At 40.9% G+C, this 12,920-nt stretch carries 12 protein-coding genes and 1 pseudogene; 6 read left to right on the top strand and 7 right to left on the bottom strand.

The window, feature by feature from the left end; all coding sequences use genetic code 11:
- From CDG77_RS16245 to CDG77_RS16235, 3 genes and pseudogenes are all read left to right on the top strand, one after another.
- Positions 1-108 (top strand): annotated as a pseudogene (locus CDG77_RS16245) (photosystem II protein D1); the annotation flags it as partial.
- A gap of 210 nt (positions 109-318) precedes the next feature.
- On the top strand, positions 319-828 hold the full coding sequence (locus tag CDG77_RS16240) for a hypothetical protein (RefSeq protein WP_094330383.1): 510 nt from the start codon (positions 319-321) through the stop codon (positions 826-828).
- A gap of 49 nt (positions 829-877) precedes the next feature.
- A complete protein-coding gene (locus tag CDG77_RS16235; RefSeq protein ID WP_094330382.1) occupies positions 878-1,765 on the top strand; it encodes a hypothetical protein in 888 nt (295 codons plus the stop codon).
- A 103-nt stretch (positions 1,766-1,868) separates the two neighbouring features.
- On the opposite strand, the gene CDG77_RS16230 is transcribed toward CDG77_RS16235, so the two are convergent.
- The 3 genes from CDG77_RS16230 to CDG77_RS16220 form a co-directional block, all read right to left on the bottom strand.
- The gene (locus CDG77_RS16230; RefSeq protein ID WP_094330381.1) at positions 1,869-2,588 is read right to left on the bottom strand and encodes a hypothetical protein; all 720 of its coding nucleotides are present in this window, start codon (positions 2,586-2,588) and stop codon (positions 1,869-1,871) included.
- Between the two features lie 445 nt (positions 2,589-3,033).
- Positions 3,034-3,894 (bottom strand): 3'(2'),5'-bisphosphate nucleotidase CysQ family protein, encoded by an 861-nt coding sequence (locus CDG77_RS16225; RefSeq protein ID WP_094330380.1) that lies wholly within the window; start codon positions 3,892-3,894, stop codon positions 3,034-3,036.
- Between the two features lie 146 nt (positions 3,895-4,040).
- Positions 4,041-4,934: a sugar kinase gene (locus tag CDG77_RS16220; RefSeq protein ID WP_094330379.1), complete on the bottom strand. Its 894-nt coding sequence runs from the start codon at positions 4,932-4,934 to the stop codon at positions 4,041-4,043.
- 62 nt (positions 4,935-4,996) lie between these two features.
- Between CDG77_RS16220 and rsmI the strand changes: the two genes are divergently transcribed.
- Both rsmI and CDG77_RS16205 read left to right on the top strand, forming a co-directional pair.
- Positions 4,997-5,857 carry a 16S rRNA (cytidine(1402)-2'-O)-methyltransferase gene (gene rsmI / locus CDG77_RS16215; RefSeq protein ID WP_094330378.1) on the top strand — a complete coding sequence of 287 codons (861 nt, stop codon included), beginning with the start codon at positions 4,997-4,999 and terminating at the stop codon, positions 5,855-5,857.
- A 676-nt stretch (positions 5,858-6,533) separates the two neighbouring features.
- Entirely contained in the window at positions 6,534-8,318 is a 1,785-nt protein-coding gene (locus CDG77_RS16205) for a diguanylate cyclase domain-containing protein (protein WP_094330377.1), read from the top strand.
- 112 nt (positions 8,319-8,430) lie between these two features.
- Here CDG77_RS16205 and CDG77_RS16200 read toward each other — a convergent pair whose 3' ends face one another.
- A complete protein-coding gene (locus CDG77_RS16200) occupies positions 8,431-8,649 on the bottom strand; it encodes an Hfq-related RNA-binding protein (protein WP_094330376.1) in 219 nt (72 codons plus the stop codon).
- A gap of 69 nt (positions 8,650-8,718) precedes the next feature.
- On the opposite strand from CDG77_RS16200, the gene dapF reads away from it, so the two are divergent.
- Complete coding sequence (gene dapF, locus CDG77_RS16195; protein ID WP_094330375.1) at positions 8,719-9,558, top strand: diaminopimelate epimerase; 840 nt, start codon at positions 8,719-8,721, stop codon at positions 9,556-9,558.
- A gap of 123 nt (positions 9,559-9,681) precedes the next feature.
- On the opposite strand, the gene CDG77_RS16190 is transcribed toward dapF, so the two are convergent.
- The 3 genes from CDG77_RS16190 to ada are packed head-to-tail and all read right to left on the bottom strand — an operon-like array spanning position 9,682 to position 12,459.
- Complete coding sequence (locus CDG77_RS16190; RefSeq protein ID WP_094330374.1) at positions 9,682-10,698, bottom strand: DMT family transporter; 1,017 nt, start codon at positions 10,696-10,698, stop codon at positions 9,682-9,684.
- Positions 10,699-10,751: 53 nt separating this feature from the next.
- Positions 10,752-11,390: a DNA-3-methyladenine glycosylase family protein gene (locus tag CDG77_RS16185; RefSeq protein WP_094330373.1), complete on the bottom strand. Its 639-nt coding sequence runs from the start codon at positions 11,388-11,390 to the stop codon at positions 10,752-10,754.
- Positions 11,356-12,459, bottom strand: a complete 1,104-nt coding sequence (gene ada, locus CDG77_RS16180) for a bifunctional DNA-binding transcriptional regulator/O6-methylguanine-DNA methyltransferase Ada (RefSeq protein WP_094330372.1) — start codon at positions 12,457-12,459, stop codon at positions 11,356-11,358. Before ada ends, CDG77_RS16185 begins: the two co-directional genes overlap by 35 nt.
- Positions 12,460-12,920: the final 461 nt, after the last annotated feature.

Raw genomic sequence — 12,920 nt, 5'->3', positions numbered from 1 at the left:
CTGGGTATGGAAGTAATGCACGAGCGCAATGCTCACAACTTCCCTCTAGATTTGGCTGCTGGGGATCTTGCTCCTGTTGCTCTTTCTGCTCCTGCTATCAACGGTTAATCCGGTTAATGATAATCTGAGATACTTTCTTCACGATTATCTCTAAGTAAAAGAAAAGACGCTCTCCCGAAAAGGAGGGCGTTTTTGCATTGGTTAACGTTAATTAATTCAGAATTTAGGCAATAATTATCAAAAAGTAAATTTTACGGGTAATAATTGCTAGCAGCGCAGATAATTGCCTCAAAGCTCAATTATAAGGAGAAGCCAAGAATGATTTTACGCCGTGGGCGTAGGGTAGTAGCTGCTTTATTGCTGTCAGTGGTACTACTTACAACCGCCTGTACTCCAAAAACACCTGGACGTTTTGACCAGGTACAAAAAGAAAGCACTCAACAAAAAAGCGGCCAAGGGGTTGCTAAAACCGCAACTCAGGGTAGCGAATTTAATAAACTTTTCCCAGAAGGTGGTGATGGCTACCAGCGTGTCTATACCCAAGAGAAAAAAGGCTTTGCAGAAGCGAAGTTGAAAAAAGGCGGTAAAGAACTAGCGTTGCTATCTATTTCTGATACTACAAGTACACCTGGTGCAGCAGCAAAGTTCTCGAAGAGTACCAAAAAAATTGGCGGTTATCCCGCAATCGAAGTTGGGAAGACGCAAACCGCAATTTTGGTAGGTAAGTACCAAGTAAAAATACTTTCCCGCGATCCGTCATTTAAAGCTAGCGATCGCGCCGATTGGATAGAGAAGTTTAATCTGAATCGTCTGGCTAGCCTCAAATAAGCCGGATAACTGACATTGAAGATAATAAAATCTAAGTAAGGAGATTTTTGTGAGCAAATCGATTTTTGAATTGGTCGATCAACTACCAACCGGTGGATTGACTGTTTCTATGTTGAAGTCCCTTGATTTTGTTGCTCCTGGAGAGTGGCAAAATACCGTCGGCTTTGTCAATACCATTAAGACAGTTACAGGCGAAGACGACGAAGATTTAATTCAGCAAATTGGTGAAAGAGCGATTTATCTATTCAACGACAAGTCCCAAGGATACCAAACAGCTTTGTGGCTATATCAAACCGTTGATAATACAGATAAAGCCCTTGGTGCAGCCGCTTTAGCTAACAAAGTTGGTGAAAAAATCCCTTTATTGGGTTTTTTAAACTCTGTCACTCCCAAACCAGACAAAGCCCAAACCATCGATCTGACATTAAAATTAGTGGCTGAGTTGGTGGCTTTTTGCCAAATTAACGGTATTCCTGGAGATAGTATTGGCGATTTTGTCGCCTCTTTAGGTGAGTATAGTGGTGAGTCACTCATCCGCATGGTGGCGTTAGTTTGCGTTGATGGTTTGATTCCTCTGGGGCCAGACTTCATCAGCAAAGCAATATCTGGGCTTAATCAAACCAATCCACAAGAGTTAGAACAAAACTCGACTTTCCAAAGCATCAAAGATGTGATTCCAGGGAGCAATGCTGGTAGTAAACTCAACTTTATCGGCGAAAGCTTTGACTCAGTTAAAGGTTGGATGAGTGGTATTGTTAGCGCGAATAATTTAACGCCACACAAGGTAGTTAGCAATTTGCAAGGTTTTATCGATATTGCTGATGACAAGTTGGACTACCTGGCTGCATTCTTGGATGTATCAACAAATTATTATGAACACACTGGTACGCAAACTTTAGCACATCGCTTAATTGAACGAGCGGTAGCTGAGATTTAGGTTATTGGGAAAGTTGGGAAAGTGGGAAATAGGGAGTGATGGAAGAAATAACCAATTCCCAATTCCCAATTCCCAATTCCCAATTCCCAATTCCCAATTCCCATTAGGGTAAATGCAAATCTGCTGCGATCGCATACAAGTAAGGTTGAAAAATAGCCAAGTCTTCTAGTTTATCAAACTTACCTGTTTGCGTACCTGTGTCAAATGCAGTGGTAATTACATAAAGTTTCGTACCATCAAAAGCAACATGACCGATATGTTGCTCTTGTACTCCACCTTTTTGCTTAAGTCCGGCGAACCCATAGCGGATTCCCTGAAGCTTACCAATGGGTACTGGTTGCGGTGGGTAGGCTGAGAAAGTAATCTCTTTGCCATATTCACTCTGACGATCTTTTGCAAAAGCAGTGTAGTGATCTGTAACCCAAGCTTTGAGTGCTGGTAATACCTGGGTTTGATACTTAGGACTTTGATAATCCACTTGGGAACCAATTGGAATATTATCTGCTACAAGTTTCTTTCGGAAATCCTCATTGTTTGCTAATGGGTAAACGTTAATCTCAACTGTACCCAAACGTTCCCCTTTGGAGGAGATACACAATAACGGTGCATTTCCTTCACAAGGAGCAACTTGCCAGTTAGTTGGAGCAGCAGCGTTTCCCAGTATTTTCTGCCAGATATTTCCCTCTTTTGAGTTGGCAAGTTTGGCAACAGTAGGAGGTTTTACCGCTTTGGGTGGAGAAAATTGGGGAAGAACAAATTTTGCTCCCAGAGGTATCGACACTACCAAAATAGAACCTAGTAATAAATGATAAAGTCGTAACATTTTTTCAAAATCCAGAGCCAAGGATGGCAGACTAACGATATCTACAATACTTTATGGGTATAAAGGAAGAATACATTTATATTGCTGCGAGTTCCGCAAATGCAACTCAACAGAACTATAGCGCTTCTTTATGCCTAATTCTTGTGGTTCGCTGGAGGAATGGTAATGTAAAATCGAAGGGCAAATTTGCTTGGACTTGTTAATTGAAGCGAGAACGTCTTTACAGGTCTGCCAATGATGGGATTTTTTTGTTTGTACTATGAAAGTTACATTTTCAAACAGCAAATCGTTTTTCGTTTTTAAGTAGCGATCGCTTAGGTATTTAGTACTTTGACAATTTAGCTGTGGACTAAGGAGTAAAGATTATTATCGGTAGTGGGTGTAATCATAACATGCCTAACTCTCGTAAAAGCAAATTAAAAAATATTCATCCTCAAATGCCCCATTAGCTGCGATCGAACTGCGCTAAAATCTTTTCTGCTTCCTGACACAGGGCTTCGTGATATTCACCATTACTAGCTAGCAAACCTCCCCATTGATTGATATCACCAGTGTTATACTGCAACGGAGCGCCGTCAAAGTGGGTAAACTTACCACCAGCTTCGGTTAAAATCAGTTCTGGTGCTGCCATATCCCAGTCTTTGGGCGCAGACTTTCCAGAAAGGGAAATGTAGATATCTGCCTGTTGCTCGACAATGGTGGCGATTTTGCAGCCTACACTACCCACACTTTTCTGATGTTGACAGGGTAGATTTTGCAGCAAGTAATCTAATCGTTGGTTGCGGTGAGAGCGGCTAACGACTAAAGTTAAATCTTCAACTCGTTTACCTAACGACACTTGTAAAGGAACAGAGCGATCGCGGGTTTCTACAAATGCTCCCCGACCTTTGGTAGCATAATATAACTTTCCTGCCTCTGGTACTGCCACCACAGCTAATACTGGGCGTGTTTCCTTGACTAAAGCAATATGAACTGCATAGTCACCAGTTTTTTCGATAAAGTCTCGCGTACCATCTAAAGGATCAATTATCCATACCCAAGGGAAAGAAGAGTGTGCGCCAGTACTTGGCAATTGATAAGTTTCTTCGCTGATGTAAGCAAAATCTTCATTACCCAAAGTTGCTTGTAGCTTCTGCAAAATATATTGACTCACAGCTACATCGGCAACGGTAACAGGCTCATTCTGTTTATATTGGACTTCTAAATTAGGGTCTTTTGCGGTGCCGTGGTAATACGATCGCAGTATATCTGCTGCACCCCAACCGATCTCACGAGCGATCGCTAATATTTCTTGTAAGTCTTTCATTAATTTAGCCCAATTAAAAATATGTATAATCTGAGTAGAGACGCACTTTGCGATCTAACAGTCTTAAAATTACGAATTACGTTAGCGAAGCGGGGCGTAGCCCATTACGAATTACGAATTACGAATTACGAATTACGAATTACGAATTATTTTAAATCCATCCAGCGCCGGGGACCAAAAAATTTGCAGGAATCAGCTGCAATATTAGCTGCTAGCGCCAGTGTATCAGTAAAACTTTCCCGTAAAATGTAATGACAAAAAGCACCGTGGAAAATATCTCCAGCCCCTAATGTGTCAACTGCTTGAATCTGTAGCACATCTACGATACCAGTTTTAGTGCAACTCAAGTATTCAATTGGTTTTTGTCCGTGGGTAATGGCAATGTGAGGGGTATTATATTCGCCCAGATAAGCAAAAACGTCTTTTCCAGTCTGGCAGTTAGGGGGATAAAAATTAGCCGAACAGATGGCATAATCTACAAACGGCAAAATTTGCTCAAATCCAGGTTTCCAACTACCACCATCAATTACTACTGGAATATTCTTGGCTTTAGCCATTTGAGCTATAGAACAACTAACCGCCATCTGATGTCCATCAATCAGTACTATATCGACATTTGACAAAATATCTGGTGGGATAGATGCTTCGCTGGCTGGAGTTTTGACAGCATTGATGGAAACCACAGCTCGTTCCCCCGTGGCTTGGGTGACAATGATTGAGGAGACAGGCGGTGCTAAATCCGTGGTAGGCTCAAGGTCTGCGATCGCAACTTGGTAATTTGCCAAATCACCTCGAATTAGCTGCGTCATTGGGTGAGAACCAACTACACCTAAGACTGTTGCCTGATTACCTAAATAGCTGAAAGTTACAGCCGCGTTGGTTGCTGGCCCACCTGCCGTTACAGTATAGTCAGTAGCGACAATCTTCTGATTATTCTTAGGGGCAGAGTCTGCAAGGTAAATCAAATCCAAGGTTACTAAACCTACAAATAACCCCCGATCCGATTTTGGATTTTGGATTTTAGATTTTGGATTAGTCATCATATATATTCCTATAGGTGCATAAATTCTTATTTTTAACTCCTAACTCCTAACTCTCCCTCATGCAAACCGATCCAAAACCAGGAACACTTTATGTTGTCGGCACACCAATTGGCAATCTGGAAGATATAACCTTTCGGGCGGTGCGAATTTTGCAGACTGTAGATATCATCGCTGCGGAAGACACCCGTCATACAGGGAAACTGCTACAACATTTTCAAGTTAAGACTCCCCAAGTGAGTTACCACGAACATAATCGTACCAGCCGCATTCCAGAATTATTAGAGCATTTAATTAACAATAAAGCGATCGCTCTTGTGAGTGATGCTGGAATGCCAGGTATTTCCGATCCGGGATATGAACTGGTGAAAGCTTGTATTGAGGCGGGAATTTCAGTAGTTCCGATTCCTGGCGCTAGTGCAGCAATTACCGCTTTGAGTGCATCTGGATTACCAACGAATCGATTTGTCTTTGAAGGCTTTCTCCCGGCGAAAACTCAACAGAGACAAGAACACTTAGAATCTCTGCAAACAGAATCTCGCACATTGATTTTCTATGAATCGCCCCACCGCTTGCGAGATACTTTGCAAGACTTAGCAGAAGTTTGGGGAAGCGATCGCCAAATTGTGCTGGGGCGAGAGTTAACAAAATTGTATGAGGAATTTTGGCGGGGGACAATTGCCGAGGCGATCGCTCACTACAGCCAACGAGAACCCCAAGGTGAATATACATTAGTAGTTGCAGGAATTCCAGCCAGTCAGCCCCAATTGACAGAAGAGGAGTTGAAGGCCGAATTGAAACAGTTAATTAATCAGGGAATATCGCGATCGCAAGCTAGCCGTCAGTTAGCAAAATTTACCTCCCTTCCCCGTCGCCAACTCTATCAACTAGCTCTTTCTATAGTCCTGACTCCTGAGTTGTGAGCAGCTAATACCGCTTAAACATCCTCTGAGTTAATATTTTGTACTCGATCTTGCACCAATCAGAATGATGGGATTTAGTCACTCAGTATTGAATCTACAACCCTTAGTTTAGCAATAAAGTTCAATAAAAAGAATGTACCTTTATTGCATCTGTGTTAACTAAATCTGGGTTTATACGGAGAGGTGCAAGATATGAGTAAATTAATTACTTTCAGCAACCCAGAAATCATCTATCGATTCTCAATAATTACAGACATGATGTAGCAAATGCTAGTCAGTTTAACAGTAAATATACAACTACAAAACAAATTTTTCCAGACCATTTTCCCCACTGTTTGGATGTTGGGATTTGTCAGTTTGCTAACAGATATTAACTCTGAGATGATTTATTCTATGTTGCCCTGATTTCTGGTATCAGTTTTAGAGGTAAATGTGTTAACTGTGGGTATCATCGAAGGCATTGCTATATATTATATATAATATGCATATATATGCTGTACTTTATCCATAATTCTTTGTAAGCAAGCTTTTTAAGACTTAATTGTAAAAGTCAGATGTGGAGAAGCTACCACGAAACTTCATTGCGCGATAATAGATATAAACTACGAAAAGTTACATTGCCATAGCATTGTAGCTGTCTATTCTCATCTCTAATATTACTGAAATTATCATTATAATGTTATACAAAAATTTAAAGATCATCACAAAAGTATCTGCTAATCTCCTCTGTAAGCTTTTAGGACAGCCTAGTGTTAGTAATTTAGAAAGTCAACTGCACGATCGACACGTTCAAATTCAGCAGATAGAAGAGCAAGAAAGGGCGCTTTACCGAGTTATTAGTAAAATCCGAGCTTCGCTTGAGTTAGAAACAATTTTTCGTACAGCTACCAAGGAAACTTGCAAGTTACTCCGTGTCGAGCGGATTGCAGTCTATCGCTTCTATGAAAACTGGGGTGGAGAATTTGTCAGCGACTTCGAGTTTGCAGAGACTGGATGGGATGATGTCGATACATTAGGAAAAAATACAGTTTGGAATGACTCTTATCTCCAAGAACATCAAGGTGGACGGTATCGTAATAATGAAACTTTAGTTGCTTCAGATGTCTATACAATAGGCTTGTCTCAATGCCATTTAGAAATTTTAGAACAGTTCCATATTCGAGCTTATGCAACTGCACCAATTTTTGTTGGAAAAAAATTGTGGGGAGTGCTTGCTGCTTATCAGCACTCACAACCACATGAATGGAAAAAATTAGAAATTCAATTTCTGTCTCAGATTGCAACGCAGTTAGGATTTGCAGTTAAACAAGCAGAATTTTTAGCTCAAGCAGAACAAAAAGCCGCAGAATTGTATAAAGCGAATCAGCAACAGAATATTCTGTTTAATTTAGTTGCTGAAATTCGTGAATCTCTTAATTTAGACACCTTGTTTAAGACTACTGCACGAGAAATTCGGAAAGCTCTCCGTAGCGATCGCGTCAGTATATTTCGATTTGACCCGGAATCGAACTATACTTCTGGGGAATTTGTCTGCGAGAATGTATTGCCTGACTACGATTCTACGATCGCCATCAAGGTAAAGGATGATTGTTTTGGTGAAAAATATGCAGTTGCTTATCACCAAGGGCGGATACAGGTATTATCAGATATTTATCAAGCTGGGCTAAAGGATTGTCACTTGCAACTGTTAGAGCAATTTCAAATCAAGGCACAAATTGTTGCACCTCTAATGAAAGGAAAAACTTTATGGGGATTACTATGTGTTCATCAATGCTGTTGTTCGCGTAAATGGAAAACATCTGAAATTCAATTTATCCGACAGTTAGGTGCTCAGTTTAATGTAGCTTTAGAACATTCCGAATTATTAGAGCAATCTCGCTCTCAAGCTAATCAACTTGCTCAAGCGAACCATGCTTTAGAAATTGCAAATTCTCAGCTAGAAAAAATCAGTAAGCTAGATGCTCTAACCCAAATCGCCAACCGTCATTGTTTTGATCGGTTTTTAGAGCAGGAATGGAATCGACTAAAACTAACTGGAAATTATTTATCTTTAGTTATATTTGATATTGATTATTTCAAGGATTATAACGATTCTTATGGACACCTAGCTGGAGATGAATGCTTAATACAAGTTGCTCGTGCAGCCCAAGCTGTATTAAAGCGTCCTACCGATCTACTAGCTCGTTATGGTGGTGAAGAATTTATTGTCATTTTGCCAGATACGAGCGAATCAGGTGCGATAAAAATAACTAAATTGATTCAAAATTCTATTCAAGAATTAAAGATTCCCCATAAAAAGAAGAATAACTTTCAATATTTTGTGACTGTCAGTTTAGGTGTAGCAATTCAAAAACCAACAGATAAAAGTTCACCTCAAGAATTAATTAACTCCGCCGACAAAGCTTTGTATAAAGCTAAAGAACAAGGACGTAATAGGTGGGTTTGTGCTGCAAAATTCTAAGTCTAGTCTGGGGGGTAGATTGCTGAGAGCGGTATTAGCGCTACCCAGCAATAAAAGGGTTCCCAGGCACTAATGCCAACAAGCAATCAGTTGTGATGTTTCTGCCTCACTCCTAACTCACTTGCGGCTTGATGTATGCGATCGCATGTTTCCAAACAGTAGTTTGCTGACTGTTTTCATCAGCAATAGAGATACACTGTGGGTCTTGCCATAAAACCTTTCCTATGAGTACATCACCAGTCAGCAGCTTTAATTCCACTGGCGTTGTTTGTTTAATCAGGTTTTGGACTTGTCTAATACTGGGTAAAGTGGTGTCAAATTCGGTAAGCATTTTTAGTAAAGATGAACCTACAAGGCAAAATAAAGAGTAACTAATCCTTGATAATTCATCCTTGAAGAAATGGCAATCGAATTTACTAAGTATCATGGTCTAGGCAACGATTTTATTCTGATTGACAATCGCTCGTCATCAGTGCCTCTAGTGACTCCAGAGCAAGCGATCGAGTTGTGCGATCGCCATTTTGGTATCGGTGCTGATGGTGTCATTTTTGCCCTACCTGGAGAAAATGACACGGATTACACCATGCGGATTTTTAATTCCGATGGTTCAGAACCAGAAATGTGTGGCAACGGAATTCGCTGTTTAGCTGGCTTTTTGGCAGATTTAGAAGGCGAATCCCGGAATCAAGACTCATATCGCATTCATACTTTGGGTGGTGTAATGACTCCCCAACTCTTATCTAATGATCAAGTTAAAGTAGATATGGGTTTACCCAGGTTACTCGCTAGCGAAATTCCCACCACCCTTGCACCCGCTCAAGAAAAAGTAATTTCTCAGCCGTTGGAGGTGGTAGGACAAACTTGGGAAGTCACCTGTGTAAATATGGGGAATCCCCACTGCATTACTTTTGTAGAAGATGTATCAACAATTGAGCTAGAAAGCATCGGCCCGAAATTTGAGCATCACCCAGCTTTTCCCCAACGCATAAATACCGAATTTATTCAAGTGGTACGCCGTGACTATTTGAAAATGCGGGTGTGGGAACGGGGTGCTGGGATTACCTTAGCTTGCGGAACTGGTGCTTGTGCTTCTTTAGTAGCTGGAGTATTGACTGGAAAATGCGATCGCACCGCTACTATAGAATTACCAGGTGGCCCCTTACAAATTGAATGGTCAGAAGTAGACCAACGAGTTTACATGACAGGCCCGGCCCAAAAGGTATTCACTGGTAAACTGTAACCAGCTTCTCATTGGCATTACTCAAGTAGTAGTGCCATAAAAGCAACACATCCTTGGGTAAAGACGCGATTCATCGCGTCTCTACAAATGGTCTATTTGTTGCATTATTTTTTCAAATTGATATTATTTTAGGGAACTGGCGGATGAATCTATTTCTGCTGGAGATTGAATCTGGGTATTAATTTTAGATTGCACAGATTCTTTATTAGAAATTGCTAAATATATACCCCCGACAATTAGAGCCAACCCTAACAAGTTAAAAATACTCAAGTTTTCCGAGAAAAGTATCCAAGCAAGAATCGCAACAATCACGGGATTGAGTAGTAAAAGTAAAGAGATAAATCCTGATGAAAAGTTTTTGAGGCTGTATACAATTAGCCCATGACCCAAGGCTTCGCAAATAGCAGCTAGCGCAAATACTACTAACCACCCCGACAAAGTAACTGGCAAAACTTGTTTTTCCAAGATTAGCACTACTGGTATCATCAATGAAGTTGCGATCGCACAGCGCCACAGGAGGATAGCGATCATTGAAAACTTATTGCCGATCTGCTCAATAAGTAAAAAGTTTGCTGCATAAAATATCGATGATATGAGGGCAACAGCATCACCTGTAAAATTATGATTAGAACGCAACAAATCTTCAAATACAACAGCGATCGCACCGATTACGGCTAAGATTAGACCGATGATAAATTTGCGCCCAAAAATTTGATTAAAAAATAGCCATCCTCCTAAAGTAGTAAATAGCGGATTGAGGCTACCTAACGCATTAGCATTAGCTGCACCAGTCTGAGTTAGCGACCAAGTCCAAGATAATCGACCTAATACATGAACTAGACCCACTGCTATTAAAAGTGCTATCTCTTTGATTGGATAAGGCTGCTGTGGTAAGACAGGTTTATCTTCTGTAATTTGAGTCCGTACTTGGTTAATTCCACTCCATAATCCAAAGATAATAGTCGCTATCCATAAGCGATTAAATAATGTAGCAACAGGACTCATTTCTCTAACAGCAATTTTAATAAATATTGCAGTTGAAGATAAAGCTAATAATGCAATTATTACTATGATTGTCGGCAGGATTTTTGAAGTTTTATCAGAGTTTTCTGGTGTTAGGCTTAATTGATTTTCTGCCATTTAGTTTATATTTATTATACGAACCGCCAAGTGCGCCAAGGGAGAAGTAGCAATTATTTGGGATTACTTAGGTAATAGTGCCATAGAAGTCTTGCCGCAACTGCTCGCCACGGTCGCCAGTGCTGTGTCATTGCTTCTAGTTGTGCTGGTGTCGGACGTGTCGCCAAGTTTTTGAGTTTTTGTAGAGCGATCGCGATCGCTAAATCGCCTTTAGGGAAGATATCAGGACGTTGCAGCGCCATTAACAAGTAAATATCAACTGTCCAGTCTCCGATGCCTTTGAGACACTTTAACTCAGTTCTGATAGCAGTTTCCTCCATTGTTTCCAGCTTGGTTAAGTCAAGCTGACCAGTTGCGATCGCCTGAGCTAACCCACGACAGTATAAAATCTTTTGCCGACTGAATCCAATTCCTCTCAATTGAACATCATCCAATGTCAGAAAGTTTTCTGGTGTCAGAGTTACAACAACCCCACATAGTCGGGTAAATACAGCTTTTGCAGCTGCTAAAGAAACTTGTTGTTCCAGAATTATGCACAACAGCGTTGCAAAACCTGGTTCTCTTTTCCATATAGGTGGAGGCCCCAGTGTCTCTAAAATCCGAGCCAAATCGCTATCAAGTTTGGCAAGCACCATTAAACCACGGGTGAGACTTTCTTCAGTCAGCGATTCTAGTTCTGGTGTTTGAGTCATCTTTAAGTAATTTCGATTCTTGTATAAGCAGTTTTTGTTTGCGCTCAATTCCCCAGCGATAACCACCAAGACTACCATCACTCCGCAGCACCCGGTGACACGGTACAATTAGCGCGATCGGATTAGCTCCACAAGCATTTCCCACGGCGCGGACTGCTTGGGGTTTGGCAATATCGCGGGCTATATCAGTGTATGTACGCGTTTCGCTATAGGGAATTTTTTGCAATGCTTGCCAAACCTGTTTCTGAAATGCTGTCCCACGGACATCAAGTGGTAAATCAAGATGTGTTTTATCTCCCGCAATCAAGTCGAGGATTGCTTGTATCCAGTCTTTGTGTATATGGTCATCACGCATGATGTGCGCGTGGTGAAATTCCTGATTCAAGATGCGTTCAAGTTTGTCTGCTTCATCACCTAGTTTAACGGCGCAGATACCCTTCTCTGTTGTTGCCACCAGTAAATATCCTAGCGGACATGGAGCGATCGCATAAACAATATTGATTTTCTTTCCGGCTTGTTGGTAAGTTTTTGGTGTCATCCCCAGTTGTTTCGGTGCTTTTTCATACAGTTGGCTACTTGAACCATACCCCGTGTCGTAAACTGCATCAGCTATTTCCTCTCCTGACTGGAGACGCTGCTTCAATCGTTGGCTACGCAGCGCATCTCCATATTGAAAAGGGGATACGCCAATTATTTGCTTGAATACCTTTTGCAGATAACTGGGACTCATCCCCACCTGAGAGCTTAATTCCAAGAGGGTGGGGATGCGATCTATTTGCGTTTCAATGTATCGACATGCTGCTAAGACTTTTGATTTGCCTATATTTGGAACTGTTTGAGATTGTGGCTGACAGCGCTTACAAGCACGAAAACCTAAGCTTTCAGCCTCTTGTACGGACTGGAAAAAACAAACTTGATTCCGATTTGGTCTGCGACTAGGGCAAATAGGTCGGCAATATATGCCTGTCGAGCGAACACCATAGAAAAACTTGCCGTCAATTGTGGGATCTCGATTCAGAACTGCTTCCCAAAGAGTTTTTTCTAAAACTGATGTTTGTTGTAATTGCATTCAGTCTCCTTAGATATACTACAAAGTATCCACTCTGAAATAGCCATTTTTTGTTTTTAGATATTAGGAACTCTGTTTATTCTTTTGATAAAACTAGATTAAATGTATTGATAAACTAGTTTCTATCTGATTATTGCGATCGAAGTTCGCTAGTCTGGGCTATTCATGAAATTTAATCATGACGATCTAGTTCGATCGTTATTGTCTCAAAAATATCCTCAGTGTAAAGTTATAAGAGCTAAGTTAAAACTGGCAGTGTCTCAAAAAAGTGTCGTTGACCACTATTTATAACTAACTATTTCATTACTTCCTCCTCCCCCTGGCAAATGGTTCACCCGATTGGGTGAATGCGATCGCCTCATCAAGAACTACTCTGAAGAAAGGTGCAGTTTTGATTCTGTTAGCGATTATGCCTACAGAATCAAAACTGTTAAGTTGGTTATTCTGGCTTTCAATTGTAC

The sequence above is a fragment of the Nostoc sp. 'Peltigera membranacea cyanobiont' 213 genome (genome assembly GCF_002245975.1).
Taxonomy (GTDB): domain Bacteria; phylum Cyanobacteriota; class Cyanobacteriia; order Cyanobacteriales; family Nostocaceae; genus Nostoc.
Note: the sequence above shows the minus strand (reverse complement) of the source record. Positions and strands in the feature narration are given on the sequence as shown.

Bases quoted from the DNA above. Each gene is read 5' to 3' on its own strand.
- CDG77_RS16225 (WP_094330380.1), bottom strand. From the start codon at position 3,894: ATGAAAGACTTACAAGAAATATTAGCGATCGCTCGTGAGATCGGTTGG.
- CDG77_RS16230 (WP_094330381.1), bottom strand. From the start codon at position 2,588: ATGTTACGACTTTATCATTTATTACTAGGTTCTATTTTGGTAGTGTCG.
- ada (WP_094330372.1), bottom strand. From the start codon at position 12,459: ATGCAATTACAACAAACATCAGTTTTAGAAAAAACTCTTTGGGAAGCA.
- CDG77_RS16240 (WP_094330383.1), top strand. From the start codon at position 319: ATGATTTTACGCCGTGGGCGTAGGGTAGTAGCTGCTTTATTGCTGTCA.
- dapF (WP_094330375.1), top strand. From the start codon at position 8,719: ATGGCAATCGAATTTACTAAGTATCATGGTCTAGGCAACGATTTTATT.
- CDG77_RS16185 (WP_094330373.1), bottom strand. From the start codon at position 11,390: ATGACTCAAACACCAGAACTAGAATCGCTGACTGAAGAAAGTCTCACC.
- CDG77_RS16205 (WP_094330377.1), top strand. From the start codon at position 6,534: ATGTTATACAAAAATTTAAAGATCATCACAAAAGTATCTGCTAATCTC.
- rsmI (WP_094330378.1), top strand. From the start codon at position 4,997: ATGCAAACCGATCCAAAACCAGGAACACTTTATGTTGTCGGCACACCA.
- CDG77_RS16220 (WP_094330379.1), bottom strand. From the start codon at position 4,934: ATGACTAATCCAAAATCTAAAATCCAAAATCCAAAATCGGATCGGGGG.
- CDG77_RS16200 (WP_094330376.1), bottom strand. From the start codon at position 8,649: ATGCTTACCGAATTTGACACCACTTTACCCAGTATTAGACAAGTCCAA.
- CDG77_RS16190 (WP_094330374.1), bottom strand. From the start codon at position 10,698: ATGGCAGAAAATCAATTAAGCCTAACACCAGAAAACTCTGATAAAACT.